The sequence below is a fragment of the Roseofilum sp. Guam genome, assembly GCF_017746735.1.
Taxonomy (GTDB): Bacteria; Cyanobacteriota; Cyanobacteriia; order Cyanobacteriales; family Desertifilaceae; genus Roseofilum; species Roseofilum reptotaenium.
Genome location: NZ_JAGHZN010000047.1, coordinates 1 through 21,990, shown reverse-complemented (window position 1 = coordinate 21,990; position 21,990 = coordinate 1). Strand labels below are relative to the sequence as shown.

Below are 21,990 nucleotides of genomic sequence, written 5' to 3'. Positions count from 1 at the left end.
CCCCTACAAGAACCAACGCCGATTAATACGCATCTTGCAATTCGTAGAAATCTGGAGAAATATAATCTTTTCGCAAGGGCCAACCCACCCAATCTTCTGGCATCAACAGGCGCTTGAGATTAGGATGACCTTCATAGACAATCCCATACATATCATAGGATTCCCGTTCTTGGAAATCGGCCGCTTTCCAAATCCAATACACCGAAGGCACTTTTGGGTTATCGCGAGGCAGATAGACCTTTATGCGCACCTCTTCCGGGTCAACCACATCATCATCCACTTTCAGCAAATGGTAAAAACTGACCAATGCTTGACCCGGGCCTTCATCATACGCACCTTGACATTGGAGATAATTAAAGCCATAGGCGTAGAGCGCAGAAGAAATGGGCAGGAGAACTTGGGGTTCTACCTTAATCAATTCTACCGAAGAGCGATCGCGCCCCAAAAACTCATGACCAAATCCATTCTCACTCAACCAGCTCGAAACCGGCCCAGCAGTTTCCTGTGCCAACTCTTGATTGTCCTCAGCCACCCTGAACCTCCTCCTGTTTCTCACCTTCTAACGCTGCGGGAATCGGCATTCCATAGGCCTCTGCCAACGCTTTCGGGGGAGCTTGTCGTGTCTCGGACTGGAGATATGCTCCCGTCAAAATCGGTTCAACCACCTTCATTTTGTGGCTCACCTGATAATAGCGATGGGTTTGCAGGATTTTGCTCCGTTCCTGAATCGTTTCATTGGCAATCTTTTTGCGTAACTTAATAATCGCATCAATAATTGCCTCCGGTCGCGGAGGACAACCGGGAATATAAACATCCACCGGAATTAGCTTATCCACCCCGCGCACCGCAGAAGGGGAGTCCATACTAAACATGCCACCCGTAATCGTACAAGCACCCATGGCAATTACATACTTGGGTTCGGGCATTTGCTCGTACAAGCGCACCAGAGCCGGAGCATACTTCATGGTGATGGTTCCCGCTGTAATCAGCAAATCCGCTTGTCTCGGACTCGACCGGGGAACCAAACCAAAGCGGTCAAAATCAAACCGGGAACCAATCAAGGCCGCAAACTCGATAAAGCAACAGGCTGTACCATACAAGAGCGGCCAAAGTGAAGAGAGTTTCGCCCAGTTATACAAATCCTCTACCGTAGTCAGAATTACATTCTCCGACAGTTCGTTAGTGACTTGCGGACGTTCAACGGGATTAATCAGATTTTGTGTCATATCTGTTTTACTAGAACCTACGACCATTCCAATGCTCCTTTTCTCCAAGCGTAGACTAAGCCCACCACCAGAATGGCGATGAAAATTAAAGCTTCGATAAAGGCTAACAGGCCTAACTTACTAAAAGCTACTGCCCAAGGATAGAGAAACACGGTTTCTACATCAAAAATAACGAATACAAGGGCGAACATATAGTAGCGAATGTTGAATTGAATCCACGCCCCCCCCACCGGTTCAACGGCGGATTCGTAAGTGGTGCGGCATTCCGGGCCAACGCCTTTGGGACGCAGGATATAAGAAGCTCCCAGAGCCAAGACGGGAACTGAGCTGCATAGCAGCAGAAAGCCTAAAAAGTATTCGTAACCGCTAAGAACAAACACAATGGGTTATTTAATCACGAAGGAGAACAAAAATACTGTGAACATTCTGACATAGTTCCGGCCCTTTCGGTGATGGCTCTAGGAAACCCGATGCCCCTGAGTGCGGGCTGATGGCGGATAGGATGGGGTATAAGGATGGTGTATGGTGATCATATTCTAGTGGCGATCGCCAGGCGCTATCTCGATCCAACACGCAACCGTGCACCTGAGTTTAAAACATGGCTGGAGAACCGATTTCTGTTCACCTAAATATCGTCTTACAATGACCAACCCTGATGTCTTGATGCCCTCATCCTCTCCAATATGTCACCATAAGTAAGCACTCTCCCACCCTTTCCCTATGGCTCAATCGAATTTACAGAAACTCGGATCTTACCTGCGCCCCCATTGGAAATCAGCCGGTTTAGGGGTTTTTGCCCTTTTAATTGTCAATGGTTTGGGGGTTTATCTGCCTCTGCTAATTCGGGATGGAGTTAATAATCTACAAGTGACGTTTAGCACCCGGACGGTCATTGGTACGGTGCTGTGGTTATTGGTGTTAGCCACTATCATGTGGGTGATTCGCATGGTTTCGCGGGTTCTGTTGTTTGGTGTTGGTCGCCAGGTGGAGTTTGACCTCAAACAGGCGATCTTCGGGCATTTCTTGCGCCTAGATTCGGGGTATTTTGCCACGCATACGGTGGGGGACTTGATTAACCGGGCGACCTCGGATGTGGAGAGTATTCGCCGTCTGCTGGGGTTTGCGGTGTTGAGTTTGGCGAATACAGTGTTTGCGTATATACTGACTCTGCCGGTGATGCTATCGATTCATTTGCGCTTAAGTCTGTTGGCGATCGCCGTTTATCCCTTAATGTTATTCGCTGTCCAGATTTTCAGCACCCGACTCCGCAAGGAACAGCAGGATGTCCAGGAAGAACTCTCCCGCGTTAGCGATCTGATCCAAGAAGATATGAGCGGCATCTCATTAATTAAGATTTATGCCCAAGAAGACAATGAACGGCAAGCTTTTCGCCAACTCAATCAGAAATTACTCGGCGCAAACCTCAAGTTAGCCAGAACCCGGAATTTTCTCTTTCCCTTAGTCGAAGCCCTAGCCTCTTTAAGTTTACTGGTGATTCTCTGGATGGGGACTCAAGAAATTGCCAGGGGTTCGATTACCATTGGGGACTTTTTAGCCTTGCTGCTCTATGTAGAGCGTTTGGTGTTTCCCACTGCCTTACTCGGTTTTACCATTAGTGCCTATCAGCGTGGAGAAGTGAGCATTAACCGCATCGAAGAAATTCTCAAGGTGCAGCCCAAAATTCAAAATTTTTCCCAATCTCTAGACTTCAAAACACCACCTAAAGGTCAACTGGTTGCCCGTCATCTGAGCTATACCTATCCCAGTAGTGCTACCCCCGCTCTGAACAACATTAATTTTAGTATCCATCCCGGTGAAACCATTGCCATTGTCGGGCCCATTGGTTCGGGAAAATCAACCCTAGCTAAAGCCTTGCCACGACTGTTACCCATTGCCCAGGGTCGAGTGTTTCTGGATAGTTATGACATTACTAAGCTTAACTTAACCGATTTGCGGGGCGCGATCGCATTTGTTCCTCAAGATAGCTTCCTGTTCAGTACCACGATTCAAAATAATATTCGCTATGGCGATCCTCTGGCAGAACAGTTGAGGGTAGAAACTGCCGCAACCACTGCCCAAATTCATCCGGAAATTCTCAATTTCCCCCAATATTATGACACCATCGTGGGTGAAAGAGGGATCACTCTATCCGGGGGACAACGGCAGCGCTCTGCCTTAGCTCGTGCGTTGCTCATTGATGCGCCCGTCTTAATTTTGGATGATTGTTTATCAAGTGTAGATAATCAAACAGCGACCGGAATTTTAAAGAATCTATCTACAGGCACGCACAAAAAAACCGTGTTGTTTATTTCCCATCAACTTTCCGCCGCAGCAACAGCCGATCGCATCTTTGTCATGGAACGGGGAAGCATTGTGCAAATGGGACACCATCAGGAATTAATTGAGCAAGAGGGACTGTATCAAACCCTGTGGAGTCAACAACAATTTGAGGAGTTGCTGAAATAGCTCAAGATACAGCGTTTCAGCTTAAGGGGGCACAAAACGCACTAGGTAAAAGCTATTATCATCGTATTGTCATAGTCTAGCTCAGAATTGCCCCATGAGACGTACTTCAGCTCTTTATCTGGAAGGGAATAATAGCTATATTTTTATACCAGATGTAAACAATCTTAATCAAATTGGTACTGGTGATTTTACGTTTGAAGCTTGGTTTAAGGGCAGGGAAACTGAGCAACCGTGCCACCCTCAACTCATGTCTAATCGTCCAAGTGAATATGGTGGAGGATTCCTCTTTGGATTTCATAACCAATGGAGAGGAAGTCCCCACAAATTACCCTACATTCAACTGGGAGCAAGTAATGGTCTCACCAAACCTCAAGAGACTCCTTACCTGTTAGATAGCAAATGGCACCATTTTGCTGTGACTCGTCAAGGTAACACGGTTTTCTACTATCTAGATGGCATATTCTATGGATCAGTCACTCACACAGTAATGGCCTCTTCTGTTGAAGGTAGAGACCTAAACTTAGGACGCGATCAACCAGTTTTTAATAATACCGGTTTTCGAGGGTTTTTAGCGGAAGTTCGAATTTGGAATATACTGAGAACAGAAAACGAGATTCAAGCTAGTATGAATATTTCCTTAACAGGAAGGGAGGCAGGACTCATTCATTACTGGCCTTTATCAGAGCAGGATGGGCAAATTGCTCACGATTTAGGAATGGCTGAAAGCATTGGTATTTTAAGAGGATCTGCCTCCTGGCAGTTAACTGATTTTCCGGCTTTGTTTTCCCCTAATGTCGAACTCTCATCATCTTATTATTCTGAACTTCGAGCTAGGGCGATTGCAGTTTATGAGAGGCAACTCGAAGAAATGCGTTTACGGGAACAAGCACAACAAGCAGAGCAAGAGGCTCGTTTATGGACTAAACAAGTAATTAGATCGCAGTGTAAATAAAGTATAACCATCTAAAAAGGTCTGAAATTGACTAAGAGCGGCTTTACCCAAATATAAAGCTGGTCTTTGTTTAATTTTATTAATCAATTCGTAAAAACTAATCATGATTTCGCCTCAATCGTTAGGACTAAAATTCTATTTCTGTAATTTCAAAACCACTACCTAAGTCTATGGCAATACAGTAAAAGTTATTTAGCCATCCTTATCTACTAATTCCTTGGGTATGGATATTGATTGGTCTGAATTTGCTTGGTTATTATACCCTAATGATTTCGAGTTGTGAAGGCTGATTGATAGAAAAATATCCCCAATCAAGAGACGTATCCCTATGACCAAACAATGCATAAGTTTGAGCTGCTCTTAAAATGGGATCGATATTAAAACAGACTGCTAAAGGAAATAAACCAGGAAACACATCCACAATTTCTATTTCTTCTGTTAAGGATTTAGAAGGGTCATATAAAAAAATATCCTCTCCCTCTTCATATGAATAATATTTACATATATAGAAGTTGTTTTTCCCTCCTCCTGCAATCGCCATAAATTCCTCTATATCACCTCGACGATCCGGCCGGTCATATTCTTTTCCAAAGATTACTAAGTTATAACCCAAACCATCTAAATCCAAAATAGCATTTTTGATGTCTTCCCAGGTTGGATGCTTCATAAAAGTTGAATGATTTTCGTGTCCCCCAGACAAATCAGTGACATACATTAATTTACCCCCATCAACATAATAGATAAACTATTCCCTACTCTAGGGCATCAGAGTCGATTGAGAATTTCAGGTAATAAACTTCTGGGAACTTGCGCTAGGGCGCGGTTTTGGGCATCAATGCCTCCCTCATTGTAGATCGATCGCACTGCTTGCAGTAAATAATTGAGTGCTGTATGCGCCATTTGTGGATTATTTTGCCATTTTGTCCACGCTTCGATATGATGTTTGAGGGATAATTCCAGGGGTTCAAGGATATCGGATTTATCCTTAGAACCAACTTGATGGGCACTCATCGCCAATTGATATAAAGCCACACCCAGATTATTATGGGTCGCAATTGGATCGAAAGTGAGGCTAAGGGAACCTTCAGGTTTAGTATTTTCCAGAGCTTCAATCACCTTTTGATAGGCTCCAATACACTCTTTCAAATGCTCCCGTTTCTGTTCAATGGGTGCATCGGATTGATTGGCTAAGTGCCAATAGGTCGTTCCCAGATTATTTTGTGTTGCTGTATAGCCACTAGGATTGGTTTCTAGGGTACGATATTGAAGGGCAAGTTGATACGACCAAATCGCTAATTGTAAATAGTCTTTAGAATTGTGATATCGGGATAAATTCCAATAGGCAGTCCCTAAGTTATTTTGAATCATCCCATAACTGAGGGCATCGCGATCGGGATGATAATATTTTAGGGCTTCTTGATAAGCCGCGATCGCCTGTTTCAAATTTTTAGCCGCCTCTTGATGTTGCGCTAAATTCCAATAAGCAGTTCCCAGATTATTTTGAGTCGAAGCGTAGTGCTGTGAGTCTTGATCCGACACTCGATCGTAAGATTGATCCGCCGGTTTTCCTTGATGGGATAAAGCAGACTGATACGCGGCGATCGCCTTTTCTAACCCTTCTACCGGGTTCTCATGGCGCGATAATTCCCCGTAGGCAATACCGAGGTTATTCTGCAACCGAGTATAACCTTGAGGTTGGGATTTGATCTGAGGATGGGATAGCGCTTGTTCATAGGTTTGAATCGCTTGTTTGAGCGCAGCTAACCCCTCTTCCCGGTTCGTCGTTTTCCGAGATAAAATCCAGTAGAGATTGCCTAAATCATTGAGTAAGTCTAAACGGGCGATCGCATCCTCCTCTAGCTCTTCTAGCGTCTTCCGTTGCGCGGCGATCGCCTCTTGTACCTCTTGAAGAGTGTCCGTTTTGACCACTACAGGACGTTGTGTTTCCCCTACTCCTGTGCCCAATTTCTGCTCTTCTTCCTCTTGCGGAGGCAGTTTGGCTAACTCTTTTACTTGCCCCTTTAACGCCCCTCCCCCCCGTGAATGGGTGGGCAACGGTTCAGCCACAAACTCAAATAACCCCGTATGACAATGCCAAAATCGAGGAACCGACTGTTGAATCGAAAATAACCACGGACGAGGTATCCAGATTAACAGATTCCAATCCCAGGCTAAATCCAGATACCGTTGGGCAATATATTCCAAATTTTGCAAAAAAGACCATTGTTGAGTAGGAGACTTTTGCATCAGACGCTGTACCCCAAAAAATTGGAACCCAGGGGAAAACTCACGGGGAACATGGGGAGAGAGATCTAAAGGTGAAACCTTCATCCAATCATCTTTGCGTCGTCGGGGAGGAGAGTTAGGGCTAAGAGGGAGAGATTTCTGGATTTCTTGATGATTAGCGACATTGTACCAGCGATCGATTTGGTGAACCAAATTCGGATCGTCCGCTTCTAATTCCAGGGTTACCCATCGCGGAATCTCCGAATCTAGCGGAGTTCCATTACATCGACTCTCCATATCCAGTTGATTCACCAAATACTGGCAAAAATTCGGATCATCACAAACTGCTAAAAAGAGCTGGCGGCGCACATTTAAGCTAAGGACTTCTTTTAAGTCGCGGTAGGTTTGCCAATTTTTATCTTGCAGCATCATAGGAATTAGGGAATAGGGAATAGGGAATAGGAAGTAGAATGCTATTACTTCTATCCTCCAAGGAATTAACCCCCAATTCAGGATTTCTCCCCCATCTTCCCTTATTTCCCTATCCCCCCATCCCTACTGCTGTTCTGCCTCTACATTAAAGGAAGGAAACGGTGCCGGTGTGCCTTGATAAATCGGTAAAACGCCGTTCCATTTCTCAATCATTTTCTCTTGCAGTTCAATTTGCCGCAGTTCTAACGTCATTGAAGTAATGCTAGAAGCTTGAATTTTCGCTACTTCCGCATCTCCTCGCGCTTCGATCTCCTTTTGCTTGGCTTCAGCTTCAGCAACCTCTAACTGCGCTTGAGCGGCGATCGCCCGTTGCTCCGCTTGAAATCGAGCCGTAATTTGAGCCTCAATCGATTGATCGAATCGAGGTTTACTCACAAAGCCTACAGACTCAAAATTAACACCCACCGGGCCAAATTTATCCGTTAAGCAAGTTTGTACTTCTTTGAGCAATTTAGATTGCTGACTACCGAGAATTTCTTCCGGTTTATAATTCGTCGCCGATTGATTAAAACAGTTGCGAGTTTCACTGCGGACTAACGTACCCTTAAACTGTTCTGGATCTTTCAGGTATTTGCCATAAAAGTCCTTGATTTGAGTCGTATTGAAGAAATAGGAGAGAGACACATCTGCATTAACTGTTGTTCCGCCAACGCCAAACGTAATACTTTCATCCTTGGGCGAACCTTCATCAACGGAAGCCGTCAAAATATAATACTGGACATGGTCGGGAAAAACAATAATCTCTTCACTATAGCCGTTATACCAAACTTTTCCCGTGCTAATCGTGGCATTTTGTACGCCACGATTATTACCATACAATTCAACTTTTAAACCCACATAACCGGGAGGAATGCGTTTAACGCTAGTTCCTGGTAATACACCACAGGAAGAGAGGAAAGAGAGCGATGCACCGAGTATTGCTGCCAGAAAACCAGAGGTAATCAGAGGACGAAATTTCATTGAGTTTACTCCTAAAGTGTGGATTTTTTATCTAGTAATTCCAAAACTGAAAAAGATTCATAAGGAAAGGCGGCTTTGAGTTCCCGTTGGCGACGTTTTGCGTCGGCAATTTCGCTTTGAATTTGCAGAATAGAAAGGGCAGGGATAAAAACCAAACTGGAACAGTATCCGAATACGCCTAACCAAACTTTAGCCGTACTTGGAGCGCTGACGAAGTTAGCAGAAGTGCCTAATAGCCAAAAACAGAATAGAATTTCAATGCTGCCTAAAATAATCCATTTCTTGATGGTGTTCATGTCATAGGGAATAGGAAATAGGGAATGGGTTCAAAACCCATCGGTTAGGTTCCATTTTGGCAAGTTAGGCTTACACACCCCGTGATTGTGTAGGAAGATTCACAGACACTATGGTAAAATTGGAGGGCGGTTTATGAAGCGATCCAATGATTTCACCACAGCTAGAAAACCACTGGAATGAATTTGTATCAGGGCTGGAAGACATAGAGTGGACGACGCAACCGAATCAAGTGGCGAAGTTATCCCAAGATTACTTTCATTTTAGCCCCATTTTACAGCCTTTGTTAGGAGAAAAACGAGCAGATGTAGTCGTGCGTCCTATCAATGAAGCGCAAGTTTTAAGAGTGGTTAAGGTTTGTGTAAAGTATAAAATTGCGATTACCGTTCGCGGTGCAGGAACGGGAAATTATGGCCAATGTGTACCTTTAGAAGGAGGAGTCGTTTTAGATTTAACTCGAATCAATCAGATCCTGGAGATTAAACCAGGATGGGTGAGAGCGGAACCCGGAGCAAAGTTAGCGCAAATTAATAAGTTAGCTGCTGAAATCGGTTGGGAGTTGCGCTTACTTCCTTCAACCTATCGCACGGCAACCCTAGGGGGGTTTATTGCTGGAGGTAGTGGAGGAATTGGCTCTATTTTATACGGATGGTTGAGCGATCGCGGCAATGTCCTAGCCGCCAAAGTGGTTACCCTCGAAGAAGAACCGCAAGTGCTGGAACTGCGTGGGGATGACGTGCAACAGGTTAATCATGCCTATGGAACCAATGGCATTATCATTGAATTAGAACTGCCCTTAGCACCGAGTTATCCCTGGACTGAAGGTATTTTTGTTTTCTCTGATTTTAGGGCGGCAGCACGGTTTAGCCAACAATTAGGAGAAGCCGATGGTTTAATTGCTAAGTTAATTAGTCTTCATGCTTGGCCTCTTCCTTCCTATTTTACTGCCCTAAAACCCTATTTACCCGATGGCAAGCACGCGGTTTTGCTCATTTTTGATTACTCTGGTTTAGTGGGTGTACAAGCATTGGCACAAGAGTTTCAAGGAGAAATCACTTATATTTCCTTAACGGCAGAAAAATCCCTGAACTTGGGTGAGTTTACCTGGAATCATACAACCCTTCATGCTCGCACGGCTGACCCAAATTTAACGTATTTGCAAAGTCGCTTTCCCTGCGATCCGAAATTGGAATTAGTGCAACAGTTTTATGAGCAGTATGGTGAAGAAGTGATGATGCATTTAGAAATTGTTCGCTTCCAAGGACGAGTCGCTCCCTGCGGCTTAGAAGTTGTGAAGTTTACAAGCGAGGAACGGTTGCAGGAAATTATGGGCGATCGCGAAAATCATGGGGTTTCCATCTTTAATCCTCATACCTATATTTTAGAGGATGGAGGCAGTCGGACGATTAATCCGCTTCAAGTCAATTTTAAGCAGAAAGTCGATCCTTATGGTTTATTGAATCCCGGAAAAATGCGTGGCTGGTTGGATCAAATCAATTAGAGTGCTTCGCGCTAGCCCCTCTAGCAATAGGCAATAGCTGGTATGGCTTAGGGTCTAAGGCTTCATAGTGTACTTCATATCAGCATAGCTCACTCGCTAGATTGAGTCTGTTGTTCATTCCCCCTATCTCCCCATCTCCCTATCCCCTCATCACAACGCAAAGCTCTGTAAAGGGTAAGATTTTCTATATGGGTCATTTGAAATTTATGGTGACTTCATGAAAGCTTTAAACGCCGCTTCAAAGGCTATAACCTTGACTAGATAAGGCTTTTAGATGATTTTAAACCCATAGGAATTGCAATTGTCTTCATATTACCTTCATGAAACTCCGATAACCACTCGGTGGAAGTTCTGTCATTTTTTCCATAACTGACTATTTTGGTTCTTTATTCTTAGAAAATCTTAGGAAATAGACTCAACAGAATTGAGTGTAAGCCCTGATGTGCTAGCGGTTTTGAGGGGTTATATTAATTATAAGCTAGAAAAAAAATAACTAGCTACCACTATTTTCAGAGCATTCAAGGAGCAATCAAAATGAGTAATATGACTATAAAAACCTTATTCACTGCTACTGCTGTTACCCTCTCGACAGCTTTTATCGCGACCCAACCAGTACAAGCCTTCGGTTTCACCCCGTCAAGCGGTTTCACCACGTTAACCAGTGACTGGAATATAGTGCAGGACTCCTTTAAGGATGGAACAGGTGGTGGTATCGTCGGCACGAACAGCGATTTTGAAATGTTTGGCATGGCGGCCAAAGTTGAAAACGGCTACGCACATTTTGCGTTTAATGGCAACCTGGGACTTGAAAAGAGTGGTGGTATTGGACAAGGGGACTTATTCTTTAACTTCACAGGTAAGAGCTTCAAAGATGCGAGTGCTGCCGAGAAGTTGTTGGGCGTTCATTTTGCCTCGAATGACGCTGGCAATGGCTCTCTAGCCTATGGTCTCTATGAAAATGTGAGCGCTAAAAGCGTAACGAAATGGAACAGTGGTCACAGTGGATTTCAAAGCTATCGGGATTCTGTAGCCAACAAGGGGGGAACCGTAGATTTTGGAGATTTAACGGCTGCGGAAGCTCAGGAATATCTGACGGCTTTTGAGGGTGGATATGAAGATGGTAACCACAGTATTCAAAATGTGATTAAAACTGGAGATAAAGTTGCCAATGACGGCTTTGCCTTCTTGACTGAAGCGGAACTTGCTGGTCTTGACTTTGGCTCGAATCACGTAGCAAAAGCACAGACATTTGGATTTAAGTTCGATGCCAGCAAGTTGCCTACCGGACAAGCCTTACTGACTTTACTGCACGAGTGTATCAACGATGGTATGGCGATGGCAGTTGACTTTGAAGAGGAGCCTACTGTTGGTGTTCCCGAACCGACTAGCATCCTCACTTTAGGTCTGATGGGTTTGGGATTAGCGGGTGGTCAACTCCGCAAGAAAAATTCGTAGATGATATGACATTGGGTTAAGCATCAGTCGCTGCAACCGTTACAGAAGCAATCTTGACAAGTGTTAAGATTGCTTTCTTATTGATGAATGGTTTTTACGGATAAAGAGCGCAGTCGATTGAAGGCTGCTGCTAACTCAAAGGGGCGAAATTCGACTAAGTTTCCTTCGCGAAACCGGGTTAGCGCGTCTAAACCTCCTTCTTGAATATCGGCAAAAATGGCTTCTAGGGTTTCTGCAAGGGTGTATTGGCCATTGAGATAGTTTTCTTTAGCATAAACCATAGCTTCGGCGATCGCCTTTAATTGCCCGACTTCAACCAACTGTTCGACATCAGCTAAATCAATGGAGTCTGTACCAAAGACGACTTGATTGACATCCCGTACCTTGAGCTTCACGGATTTATGCCCCTGACTGGGGTCTACACTCGCTCCTATGGGGATTCTGGGGGAAATTTGACCAAAATGGTTTCCACCTTCAATTTTCCGCTCTGTGGGGTATTTTTCGGCGATCGCCTGGGCTGCTTCTGTCAAGTCTTCAGGGACAAAATGATTCATGGAAATCACTGTATCTGCTACATCAAAATAGTCCCCACTTCCGCCAATCACCAAGAGGGTAGACACCGCATAATCTCCATAGAGTTGGCGCACCTTATCAATGAGGGGGGTAATGGGTTCGGAGGTTTTGGCAATCAAGGCTTGCATTCGGCGATCGCGAATCATAAAATTAGTGGCAGCGGTATCCTCATCCACTAAAAACAGTTTTGCCCCAACTTCGAGTGCTTCCATCATGTTTGCGGCTTGGGAGGTACTACCACTAGCATTGGGAGTAGAAAAAGCTGTAGTCTCCAAATTTTGGGGTAAATCCTGAATAAAAGGGGAAATATCCACCCCTGTGATGGAACGGCCATCTTCTGCTCTAATCTTAACTGAGCGGCGATCGCTAACTACAAATTCCCGGCCATCCCCCGGAATATGATTATAAATCCCCAATTCGATCGCCTTTAACAGCGTTGATTTACCATGGTATCCCCCTCCCACAATTAAGGTTACTCCTTGAGGAATTCCCATTCCCGTGAGTCTTCCTTGGTTGGGTGTTTCTAGAGTCACGCGTAGGGACTCTGGAGACTCAAATGGAACGGCTTGATCTACCAATCCCCGTCGATCCACTCCACTGCGACGAGGTAAAATTGACCCATCAGCCACAAACGCCACTAACTGATTTTGGCTTAATTGCGATCGCAAGGCTTCTGCATCTTCTACCGTTTCGATATGCTTTTGTAGTTCCTCAGCCAGTAAGTTCTGATATTTCAGGGATTGTTCTACAATTTCTGGCAGATCTTCACACAATAATCCCCCCGCTTGATACCCCAAAATCCGCCGACCTTGGGCCGGCAAGCCCACAGTAAAGCGGGCTTCTATACCTTGTTGTGTCAAAATTATAGACGTGCGAGATAACACTTCTTGACCGACACGAAGCATCTGAATCAGACCACTATTTCCTGTCCCTCGGCGATCGCTAATTTGGGTACAGATTTGACAAAATTGACGCGTCAAATAGTCACATAAGGCGATCGCCCGACTGCGGTTTTGATAGGTTTGTAGAGGAAAACCGGCCACTTCATAGGACATCAACACCCGCACCTGACTGGGAGCAGCAAAGGGATCGCCCTGCACTCGATCAATGCAGAGCAGGAATTCGGGGAACTGGTAGCGACCACGAATATCTTTATATGCTTTATAACTGCGATCGTTCAATTGGTGGAGCAGTTGACGTAAATGCAGTTGATCGGCCATAGTTCAACAATTAATCATTAATAATGACCTCTCCCTAAAAGGGAGGGGTCTGACATAACTATTATGGACGATCGAGAGCATTGATACCAGACTGTAACACGGTTAAAACTTGCGCCATATTCCCTTCAATCATTGCTCCTACATCTAACGACAAACCGGGAAAACTTCGAGAGCAAATGACCCCCGTTTCATCGGGTTCCAAGTTCACATAATCTCCATCCTCTAACCGAAACCAATCAATCCGGCGATCAAAGACCTGCCATACAATATATTCTTGGATGCCATTGCGTCGATAGGCTCGTTTTTTATTTCCCAAGTCAATTGCAGCACTGCTTGCAGCCACTTCTACCACTAATTCCGGTGGCCCTTCTAAGTATCCGTCTTCACTCAACGTCGCTTGTCCCCCACACTCTGGACGAATGAGTAATACCCCATCCGGTTGCAGTTCATTGTCCATATCCAACCGCACCGTTGGCTCAATTCCCATTTGTAGATCGGGTCTAGATATTTTATATGTCCACAACCAACCCATCAGATCGCCATGGGGTTCAGCATGGGGGGTAAACCGTAGGGGGGAAGCCATGTATACTACTCCTTCAATTAATTCCGCTTTCTTGAGTTTTGGCATGTTAAAATAGCGACGCTCAAATTCTAGGCGGGTGAGGCGATCGCCATTTGCCAGAGGTGGAATAGACGGTAAAGGAATATGGCTCTGAGATTGAGCTAATGTCGAAGTCATAGAGCTTAGAGAGTGGAAGTAGCAGATCTTGATTATAACTGAGGCGTAATGAAGCGGGCGATCGCCTCAAATATCAGAAACCGGGTTTCTTGCTACTTTTTCGAGACGATCTCGGAGTGTGGCACAAACCCGGTTTTTTGCTGCTTCCCTAGGGTTTAAACTTCAACCGGTTCGGGTTCTGGCTCTGACTCTTCCTGTACTTCTTGTTTAATCGTCAGATATCGAATGACTTCTTCCGATAGGCGCATCGCTCTTTCTAGCTGGGCAATCACCCGACCCTCTACGGTATAGTTCATCTGAATATAGATCCCTTCCCGTTGTCTAGCAATTTCATAAGCTAGACGGCGTTTGCCTCGGTGTTGGGTTTCTACAATCGTACCCCCCTCATCTCGAATGAGGCTTTGATACTTTTCAATCATCTGGCTCACCTGTTCGTCCGTTAAATCAGGACGCAGGATGTACATCGTTTCGTAAACAAAATTTCGTATCGTCATCGGGATCTCCTTATGGACAGGGCTGACTCAGCATTGAGGCATAAGCCGACTTGCTGGATCAGCAAGGACTGACTATTGTAGGATGTCAACGCTAAAATATTTTAGTCTTTGGCGATCGGGTTATGCCTAGCTGCCAAAGCCTACAACAGTTAAGTTAGATAGATGGGTTCTTAAAATTTAAGACCGATCTCTGATTATACACAAAAAGTAGCAGGTAAGGTAATGGCCCAACGCTATGTCCGAGTCCAAACAACCGAAGGCAAGATTTATTATGGATTACTCAAGCTTAACCGCGAGGTACAAGTGCTTGATGCTCCGCCTTGGTTACAGGGACAACCCACTGAGTTAATCCTAGAGGTCGATTCCTATCATTTGCTGGCCCCTTGCGCTCCCTCGAAGATTGTGGCAGTGGGAAAAAATTATGCTAATCATGCAGCGGAGATGGGAACTCCAGTGCCGGAGGAACCCCTACTGTTTATGAAGCCCTCAACAACAGTTATTCCTACGGATAGACCCATTTTATATCCTCCCCAATCGGAACGAGTCGATTATGAGGGAGAATTAGCGGTAGTGATTGGGAATCGGTGTGTAGACTGTAGCCCAGAAGAGGCGGCCAACAAAATTTGGGGCTATACGATCGCTAATGATGTTACCGCCCGGGATCTGCAACGTCGGGATGGCCAATGGACAAGAGCGAAAGGGTTTGATAGCTTTTGCCCGTTAGGGCCTTGGATTGTGCGTGAAATCAATCCAGGGGCAAGATTACAAACCTTTCTTAATGACGATCAAGAACCTCGCCAATCCGCTTTAATTAGTGATATGGTCTTTACTCCAGAGATTTTGGTCTCTCATATTTCCCAAATTATGACCTTAATGCCTGGAGATGTAATTTTAACGGGGACTCCAGAAGGGATTGGCCCCATGCAAGTGGGCGATCGCGTTCGAGTTGAGTTAGAAGGAATTGGTTCTCTGGATAATTCGGTGATCGCCCGCTTCGGAGCAACTCCCTAACGGACTTGAGTATAGGCCGCTTCTGAAATCGTAGGGATTTCGGCGTAACGTCCCATAACCGATTGGGCGATCGCATAACCTACGGCGGCTAATACCCCCAAAAAGATGGCATTGTTGAGCGTCTCAATGATTAATCCTCCCCGAAACACCGGTTGGAGGATATAACTCATGACCAGAGAACATAAAAACAAGACAATATCCATTAAAATCGCTTGCATGGTATTGAAGCGGATAAAGTGGTTAATATTTGGATTGCGAACCACCGCCATAAACAAGACAAAGAAGATAATCAGACTGGCAAAAGGAATACTGCTGTAAATTTGCATCAACGGCGCTAGAGGAATCAAGAGCAGTTGAAAAATGGGGAACTGCATCATCAATGAGGCTCCAAACGGCAGTCCATATAATAGTGGCAGTAGATAGGGTAAACAGGCAAAAATGCGATCGGCTACGGTGGTCGTTCCACGCCAGGTCATGGTTGAGTTCTCCTTAAGCATGAGGCAACATCATCCAATCCACCATAGCGCAAGTTCCCGATCAAAAACTTAATCCTAGCTCATATCAATTAACAATTAATTCCATTGACTATATCTGTTCCCATTGTTTATCACCCCGATTATGTTGCGCCTTTACCCCTAGGTCATCGGTTTCCCATGGCCAAATTTAAGCTACTCTATGAACTCCTCTTGAGCGATCGCATCATCACCCCTTCCCAAGTCCATACTCCCGAACTGCCCCCTGTTGAATGGCTGCAACTCGTCCATACCCCCGACTATATCCAAGCTTACTGCCAAGGAACCCTAGACCCCAAAGCCATGCGACGCATCGGTTTACCCTGGAGTCCGGCCCTAGCGCAGCGCACTTGTCGGGCTGTTGGTGGTTTTATTCTCACCAGTCAACTGGCGTTAAAACATGGACTCGCCTGTAATACCGCTGGTGGAACCCATCATGCTTTTCCCAACCGGGGTACAGGTTTTTGTATTTTCAACGATTTGGCGATCGCCGCCCGCGTCCTGCAAACGCTAAAATTAGCCCAGAAAATCCTCATCGTAGACCTAGACGTACACCAAGGAGACGGAACCGCCTGGATATTCCGAGATGACCCCAGTGTCTTCACCTTCTCCATGCACTGTGACATCAACTTTCCCAGCCACAAACCGCCCAGCGATCTCGACATCCCCCTTCCCGTCGGTATGGAAGACCAAGCCTACTTACAAACCCTCGCCACCTATCTCCCCGACCTCCTCAGCCAAGTCAAACCCGACCTCGTCCTCTACGATGCAGGGGTTGACCCTCATATCCATGATGCCCTCGGAAAACTCTCCCTCACCGACACCGGACTATTCCGGCGAGATATGCAAGTTCTCAGCACCTGTCTAGCCGCAGGATATCCCATCGCTTGTGTCATTGGCGGAGGATACGCTAAAGATATGTCCGCCTTAGTCTATCGCCATTCCCTCTTACACCGCGCTGCCAGAGATTTATATTATCACTATCGGCTCTAGCCCAAAAATGGATGGCTCTTACTATCCGCCTGTTTATTTCTAGCCGCCTCACTCATAAACCGCTTCAGAGCTTTTTCCCGATTTTTCATAAACGCCGTCCAAAACCCCGGTTGGAACTCATCCATAGTTTTAGCCAGTGCCCACACATCCACCGCTAAAATATTGTAGAGCGTTTCATCTTCGCGCTTGAGGGAGTTGATTTGATCGAGTAACTGACGAGTTTTGGACGAAGGAAAGTCCTTATTGACCATTAGAAAATCTCCCTAAAACGTTGCGATACTCTTTCAATGATAATGGTTGTAGATCTTCTCTGGTGCTTGGTCGTCGCTCTCTAGAAACGGTAAAGTAGTCATTGATTCATTAAATAAGACGATTATGTTACGCAAAATTTCCTTGGGCACTGTGGGTTTATATGTAGGAGGTCTCTTAACGGCAGGAGGCTTTGTTGCCTATTTTACTAATCATCCGACCCTCAACTTAGCCGGATTTTTTTATGGTATTCCCCTCTTATTAGGAGGACTTGCCTTAAAAGCCTCAGAATTGAAGCCAGTCCCCGTTACTGAAGAAACTTCTGCTGAGGTATTAGCCCTACGGGATCAACAAGGAACCTCCACTCAACTCCAGGTATGGAAAGATGTGACTCGGTATCGATATGGCCAAGAAGCTCATCTGGATGAGTCTCTCAAAAGTTTAGGCTTAAGTCCAACCGATGAGGAACGCCCCCTACTCATTGGCATTCGAGAAGTGGCTGTTGATAGCTGTTATGCTTTGGTTTTAGAATTTGAGTCTCCCTTTGTCTCTTTAGATGCTTGGCAAGAGAAACGAGAAAAAATAGAATACTTTTTTGGCCCCGGTTTGCGGGTTGAAGTTGCCTCTCAAGAGGGAGAAGAAGATTGTTTTGATATCTTCTTAATTGCTGTGGGTGAACCTGCTCGAGTCAGCTAACCCTCTCTAGTGAATGATTTCAACTTAGGATTTTTCTAAGCGGACTACATACCACTGTAAGAAGGCTCCTGGGCCAAGATCGAGTTCACAGGAGGTTTCCATCAGAGACTTGGCCTGGTCTTCTAGGGTGGTGAATTTTTGTAAATCTCTGGGTAATTCCTCTTGGAGTTGGCTTAAACAAGCTTTAAGCTTATGAAGCAATTCAGCTTCTGTCAGGAATTGCTCCGGTTGATTAGACTCTAAAACCACAAACCCATCGGACTGATACATGAGAGAATCAGGCATTTTAGTTCCTCTATTTAAGTTATTCATTTAAAGTACAGCACTTGGCGCTGCCCTGAGTCCCTATCCCCTCAATCTGGCTCTCAGTAGCGGTCTCAGGGACAACCTTGGACAGGGGAACTTTAAATCTCCATTATAAAGGCGAGTTTAAGAAAATTTCAGCTTAACTGAATTTGAGGCCCCACTTCCGATAGAATGGTAAGAAACCCCAATTATCTAATTCGGTGTTGGGTCATTCATCCTCAGGTTGGGGGAATTCTGAGAGAATGACGCTGTTTTGTTCATTTTCCGATCCCCCTGGAGTTAAAACCTTTAGTATTTTAGCAAAAATTGACTCGTTTGTTCTATGATTTTATCCCTAAATCGTCCGACTGTAACATCTAAGCCATCTAAGATAGAAGTTCTCAAAGAAAATAGTGATTTTCTCAGAGAACCGGTCGCTTCAGAATTATTGGAAGATACGACCCATTTTTCGGCCGATGCGATTCAAATTCTGAAGTTTCATGGTTCCTATCAACAGCTCGATCGCGAAAATCGCAAAATAAATGGAGAGAAAAGTTATCAGATGATGCTCCGTACGCGCAGTCCGGGTGGGTTTATTCCTCCAGAACTGTATTTGGCCCTAGATCAGTTATCGGAAACCTATGGAAATCAGACCCTGAGAACAACAACTCGGCAAGGGTTTCAGATTCATGGAATTCTGAAGAAAAATTTGAAAGCGACGATCGCCACCATCGTCAAAAATATGGGATCTACCCTAGGGGCTTGTGGGGATTTAAATCGGAATGTGATGGCTCCGGCTGCCCCCTATAAAACGAAGCCAGAGTATCAATATGCTTGGGAATATGCGAATAAGATTGCAGATTTACTCAGGCCACAAACGGGAGCCTATTATGAGATTTGGCTCGATGGGGAAAAAGCGATCAGTGCGGAAGAAGCGCCGGAAGTTAAGGCAGCGCGAAATAAAAATGTGAATGGCAGGAATTTCACGGATAAAGAAGAGCCGATTTATGGTACGCATTATATGCCCCGTAAATTTAAGATTTGTTTGGCTGTACCGGGGGATAATTCAGTCGATATCTTGACCCAAGATATTGGTTTGGTAGTAATGACGAATGCACAGGGAGAGTTAGAAGGGTTCAATGTGTATGCAGGGGGTGGGTTAGGTCGCACCCATAATAAAGAGGAAACCTTTGCACGGGCTGCCGATCGCATTGGCTATGTGGATAAGGACGATGTGTACGATCTAGTGAAGGCTGTTGTCGCTACTCAGCGAGATTATGGCGATCGCCACCAGCGCCGTCATGCCAGAATGAAGTATCTGCTCCATGATTGGGGTGTGGAAAAATTCCGCGCTCAGGTCGAAGAGTATTTCGGTAAACCTCTAGCTCCCTTTAAACCGCTCCCCCCATTTGAGTATCAGGATTATTTGGGTTGGCAAGATCAGGGAGATGGCAAGCAGTTCTTGGGCTTGTCCATTGAAAATGGTCGGGTCAAAGATGAGGGTACGTTTCAGCTTAAGAGTGCTTTGCGGGAAATTATTACCCAGTTCCACTTACCCATGCGCCTTACGCCCAATCATAATCTGATTCTGTGTGAAATCGATCCTCAAGATCGAGCGGCGATTACCTCCATCTTCAAAAAACATGGAGTCGAAACCGATCCCAAACGCCTCGATTCCTTAGTCCGCTATTCCATGGCTTGTCCAGCCTTTCCCTTATGCGGCCTAGCCATTACTGAATCAGAACGCGCCCTACCCGGAATTCTTGCCCGCATCCGCACCTTACTCAAGAAAGTTGGATTACCCAAAGAACACTTTGTCGTCCGCATGACCGGATGTCCCAATGGCTGCTCTCGTCCCTATATGGCCGAGTTAGGATTAGTCGGTCAAATGCCCGGAACATACCAAGTCTGGCTGGGAGCAGACCCCAATCAAAACCGGCTCTCTCAACCCTTCTTAGATAAGGTCAAAGATGAAGACATTGAGTCCACCCTAGAGCCATTATTCGTCTATTTCAAGCAAAGTCGCCTTAATAACGGCAAAGTCGAGAGTTTTGGAGATTTTTGTCATCGAGTTGGTTTTGACTCGCTCAGGGCGTTTTCTGAAAGTTATACCCCAGGATCGGGGTTAGTTGCTTCGGGTAAAGACTCGGGTAAAGCCCGATACCGGATTGGGGTACGGGATACGGTTTATCAGGAGTTTAAGGATTTAGCCGCCCAAGAAGGCAAGTCTATGACTCAATTGGCGACTGAGGTTTTAGAAGCCTATATGGCCGAAAAAGGTTAAACTCGGTTAATTGAGCATAGAAGAAACCGGGTTTTTCCTAAAAACCCGGTTTCTATTTGTTACGGTGGTGTTTGAACTTAAAGGTTTTCTGGATTCAGTAATTAACCATTAGACATCTCCTAAAAATAATGCTAAGGAAGAAAGGGTATGTTATAATCAAAATTTACGGACAATAAAATCATGAGCAATATTGAAGAGTTTCTGCGACAATACCCCCAAGAAACTCAAAGAGTATTAGGGATTAATGCCGAGCAACTGAAAACTTTAACCCAGATAGCTAAAGAGAAATATCAAGAAAAGAAAAAACAAAAACCTAGACTGATAAAAGCGGGAGGAGGCAGGGAAGCCAAACTGAGGTTAGAAGAGCAGATTATTTTAACTCTTTTCTATCTGCATAACTTGCCAACCTTTCAAATTTTAGGAATCTAGTTTGGAGTGAGTGAGTCTACCGCCCATAAAATTTTTCATGACGGGATAAAAATATTAGAAGAACGGCTCCCTCCTTCTCTGATGGAACAATTAAAAAAAAAGGAGAAAAAGAGTGGGTTGAAGAAATCTTAGAGGAGATGGAACTGTTGGTGGATACAACAGAACAATTGATTAAGCGTCCATCAGACGCAGATGAACAAAAACAGTTGTATTCAGGAAAGAAAAAGCTCATACGGTAAAAACCTCGATAATTACGACAGCGAAAGGGACAGAAATTATTGATATAAAAGTGAGTTTAAAGAAGGTTATAAGTGACCTAAATTTATGGAGAGAACAGGAAGTAAGATTGGGTAAGAACCAGAGATATAGAGGAGATAAAGCGTACCAAGGAGAAGAGAGAATAGAAACGCCCCGCAAAAAGCCAAAAGGGAAAGCTCTAAAAGAAGAGGAGAAAGAAGAAAACCGCAGAAAAGCCAGAGAAAGAATATTTGTAGAACATCTGATTAGAGAGCTAAAAAAGTTTAGAATAGTAGGAGAAAGATTCCGACCGTGGCGGAAAAGTTACGAAAGAATAATCCGGGTGGTGTGTGGGTTGGTAAGATTCAGAATAGGAGCGTTGGTTCTAGGGATGTAAAAACTCAAGTAAATTCCTGCAATTATAAAAATCATCGTCCTATGCTTTTGAAAAGTGGCTATCATGAAATAGCTCAAAGACCTATAAATTGGTTAAAGTTGCATTGGGATCTTCCAAGTTGATGATGGGGTAAAAACATTATGCTCAGAGGTCTTACAGCGCTTCGCGCTGTTATGAGGTACAGTAACAACAATGAGCAAACCCTATTCTTAAATGTTTGGGATTAATTAAGTCAAGGGCTACAGCCAGAAGAGTATCAATCATAGCGGGAGTAGTCGCCGCAAAGTCGAGAATAAAAG

General features: G+C 44.8%; 23 protein-coding genes. 10 read left to right on the top strand and 13 right to left on the bottom strand.

Annotated features, from left to right (window positions below; all coding sequences use genetic code 11):
- Positions 1-22: 22 nt before the first annotated feature.
- Genes J7529_RS17920 through ndhC form a run of 3 tightly spaced genes read right to left on the bottom strand, consistent with a single transcriptional unit; the run spans position 23 to position 1,606 of the window.
- Entirely contained in the window at positions 23-532 is a 510-nt protein-coding gene (locus J7529_RS17920; RefSeq protein ID WP_413038917.1) for an NAD(P)H-quinone oxidoreductase subunit J, read from the bottom strand.
- Positions 525-1,253, bottom strand: a complete 729-nt coding sequence (ndhK, locus tag J7529_RS17915; RefSeq protein WP_413038916.1) for a photosynthetic/respiratory NAD(P)H-quinone oxidoreductase subunit K — start codon at positions 1,251-1,253, stop codon at positions 525-527. Before ndhK ends, J7529_RS17920 begins: the two co-directional genes overlap by 8 nt.
- Positions 1,244-1,606, bottom strand: coding sequence for a photosynthetic/respiratory NAD(P)H-quinone oxidoreductase subunit C (gene ndhC / locus J7529_RS17910; protein WP_271938464.1), 363 nt, complete (start codon positions 1,604-1,606; stop codon positions 1,244-1,246). The genes ndhK and ndhC overlap by 10 nt, the downstream gene beginning before the upstream one ends.
- 340 nt (positions 1,607-1,946) lie before the next feature.
- Between ndhC and J7529_RS17905 the strand changes: the two genes are divergently transcribed.
- Together J7529_RS17905 and J7529_RS17900 are read left to right on the top strand one after the other, a co-directional pair.
- Positions 1,947-3,692 carry an ABC transporter ATP-binding protein gene (locus tag J7529_RS17905; protein WP_318730101.1) on the top strand — a complete coding sequence of 582 codons (1,746 nt, stop codon included), beginning with the start codon at positions 1,947-1,949 and terminating at the stop codon, positions 3,690-3,692.
- A 94-nt stretch (positions 3,693-3,786) separates the two neighbouring features.
- Positions 3,787-4,644 carry a LamG domain-containing protein gene (locus J7529_RS17900; RefSeq protein ID WP_318730100.1) on the top strand — a complete coding sequence of 286 codons (858 nt, stop codon included), beginning with the start codon at positions 3,787-3,789 and terminating at the stop codon, positions 4,642-4,644.
- 256 nt (positions 4,645-4,900) lie between these two features.
- On the opposite strand, the gene J7529_RS17895 is transcribed toward J7529_RS17900, so the two are convergent.
- From J7529_RS17895 to J7529_RS17880, 4 genes are all read right to left on the bottom strand, one after another.
- Entirely contained in the window at positions 4,901-5,359 is a 459-nt protein-coding gene (locus tag J7529_RS17895) for a hypothetical protein (protein ID WP_318730099.1), read from the bottom strand.
- Positions 5,360-5,409: 50 nt separating this feature from the next.
- Positions 5,410-7,302 carry a tetratricopeptide repeat protein gene (locus J7529_RS17890; RefSeq protein WP_318730098.1) on the bottom strand — a complete coding sequence of 631 codons (1,893 nt, stop codon included), beginning with the start codon at positions 7,300-7,302 and terminating at the stop codon, positions 5,410-5,412.
- A gap of 123 nt (positions 7,303-7,425) precedes the next feature.
- Complete coding sequence (locus J7529_RS17885; RefSeq protein ID WP_271935935.1) at positions 7,426-8,322, bottom strand: SPFH domain-containing protein; 897 nt, start codon at positions 8,320-8,322, stop codon at positions 7,426-7,428.
- Positions 8,323-8,333: 11 nt separating this feature from the next.
- A complete protein-coding gene (locus tag J7529_RS17880) occupies positions 8,334-8,618 on the bottom strand; it encodes a hypothetical protein (RefSeq protein ID WP_318730097.1) in 285 nt (94 codons plus the stop codon).
- A 146-nt stretch (positions 8,619-8,764) separates the two neighbouring features.
- On the opposite strand from J7529_RS17880, the gene J7529_RS17875 reads away from it, so the two are divergent.
- Both J7529_RS17875 and J7529_RS17870 read left to right on the top strand, forming a co-directional pair.
- Positions 8,765-10,117, top strand: a complete 1,353-nt coding sequence (locus J7529_RS17875) for an FAD-binding oxidoreductase (protein WP_318730096.1) — start codon at positions 8,765-8,767, stop codon at positions 10,115-10,117.
- Between the two features lie 534 nt (positions 10,118-10,651).
- Positions 10,652-11,572, top strand: coding sequence for an XDD3 family exosortase-dependent surface protein (locus J7529_RS17870; protein ID WP_318730095.1), 921 nt, complete (start codon positions 10,652-10,654; stop codon positions 11,570-11,572).
- Positions 11,573-11,649: 77 nt separating this feature from the next.
- Here J7529_RS17870 and J7529_RS17865 read toward each other — a convergent pair whose 3' ends face one another.
- The 3 genes from J7529_RS17865 to rpsF all read right to left on the bottom strand — a co-directional run bounded on the left by J7529_RS17865 (position 11,650) and on the right by rpsF (position 14,598).
- A complete protein-coding gene (locus J7529_RS17865) occupies positions 11,650-13,365 on the bottom strand; it encodes an ABC-ATPase domain-containing protein (protein WP_318730094.1) in 1,716 nt (571 codons plus the stop codon).
- A gap of 61 nt (positions 13,366-13,426) precedes the next feature.
- Positions 13,427-14,104, bottom strand: a complete 678-nt coding sequence (locus tag J7529_RS17860) for a Uma2 family endonuclease (protein WP_318730093.1) — start codon at positions 14,102-14,104, stop codon at positions 13,427-13,429.
- A gap of 155 nt (positions 14,105-14,259) precedes the next feature.
- Complete coding sequence (gene rpsF / locus J7529_RS17855; RefSeq protein WP_318730092.1) at positions 14,260-14,598, bottom strand: 30S ribosomal protein S6; 339 nt, start codon at positions 14,596-14,598, stop codon at positions 14,260-14,262.
- 222 nt (positions 14,599-14,820) lie between these two features.
- Between rpsF and J7529_RS17850 the strand changes: the two genes are divergently transcribed.
- A complete protein-coding gene (locus tag J7529_RS17850; RefSeq protein WP_318730091.1) occupies positions 14,821-15,609 on the top strand; it encodes a fumarylacetoacetate hydrolase family protein in 789 nt (262 codons plus the stop codon).
- Here the strand turns inward: J7529_RS17850 and J7529_RS17845 are convergent.
- Positions 15,606-16,085 (bottom strand): Tic20 family protein, encoded by a 480-nt coding sequence (locus tag J7529_RS17845; protein WP_271935949.1) that lies wholly within the window; start codon positions 16,083-16,085, stop codon positions 15,606-15,608. The two genes, J7529_RS17850 and J7529_RS17845, sit on opposite strands and share 4 nt — an antisense overlap.
- Before the next feature lie 111 nt (positions 16,086-16,196).
- On the opposite strand from J7529_RS17845, the gene J7529_RS17840 reads away from it, so the two are divergent.
- Positions 16,197-17,114, top strand: coding sequence for a histone deacetylase (locus J7529_RS17840; protein WP_271935960.1), 918 nt, complete (start codon positions 16,197-16,199; stop codon positions 17,112-17,114).
- Here the strand turns inward: J7529_RS17840 and J7529_RS17835 are convergent.
- On the bottom strand, positions 17,111-17,365 hold the full coding sequence (locus J7529_RS17835; RefSeq protein ID WP_271935950.1) for a hypothetical protein: 255 nt from the start codon (positions 17,363-17,365) through the stop codon (positions 17,111-17,113). The two genes, J7529_RS17840 and J7529_RS17835, sit on opposite strands and share 4 nt — an antisense overlap.
- A gap of 124 nt (positions 17,366-17,489) precedes the next feature.
- Between J7529_RS17835 and J7529_RS17830 the strand changes: the two genes are divergently transcribed.
- Entirely contained in the window at positions 17,490-18,059 is a 570-nt protein-coding gene (locus J7529_RS17830; protein WP_318730090.1) for a DUF2854 domain-containing protein, read from the top strand.
- A 24-nt stretch (positions 18,060-18,083) separates the two neighbouring features.
- Here J7529_RS17830 and J7529_RS17825 read toward each other — a convergent pair whose 3' ends face one another.
- Complete coding sequence (locus J7529_RS17825; RefSeq protein WP_271935954.1) at positions 18,084-18,344, bottom strand: chlororespiratory reduction protein 7; 261 nt, start codon at positions 18,342-18,344, stop codon at positions 18,084-18,086.
- Between the two features lie 343 nt (positions 18,345-18,687).
- Here J7529_RS17825 and sir point away from each other — a divergent pair, with 343 nt between their 5' ends.
- From sir to J7529_RS17810, 3 genes are all read left to right on the top strand, one after another.
- A complete protein-coding gene (gene sir / locus J7529_RS17820; RefSeq protein WP_318730089.1) occupies positions 18,688-20,628 on the top strand; it encodes a sulfite reductase, ferredoxin dependent in 1,941 nt (646 codons plus the stop codon).
- Positions 20,629-20,808: 180 nt separating this feature from the next.
- A complete protein-coding gene (locus J7529_RS17815) occupies positions 20,809-21,057 on the top strand; it encodes a hypothetical protein (RefSeq protein ID WP_318730088.1) in 249 nt (82 codons plus the stop codon).
- 247 nt (positions 21,058-21,304) lie between these two features.
- Positions 21,305-21,691 carry a transposase family protein gene (locus tag J7529_RS17810; RefSeq protein WP_413038918.1) on the top strand — a complete coding sequence of 129 codons (387 nt, stop codon included), beginning with the start codon at positions 21,305-21,307 and terminating at the stop codon, positions 21,689-21,691.
- The last annotated feature ends 299 nt before the right edge of the window (positions 21,692-21,990 follow it).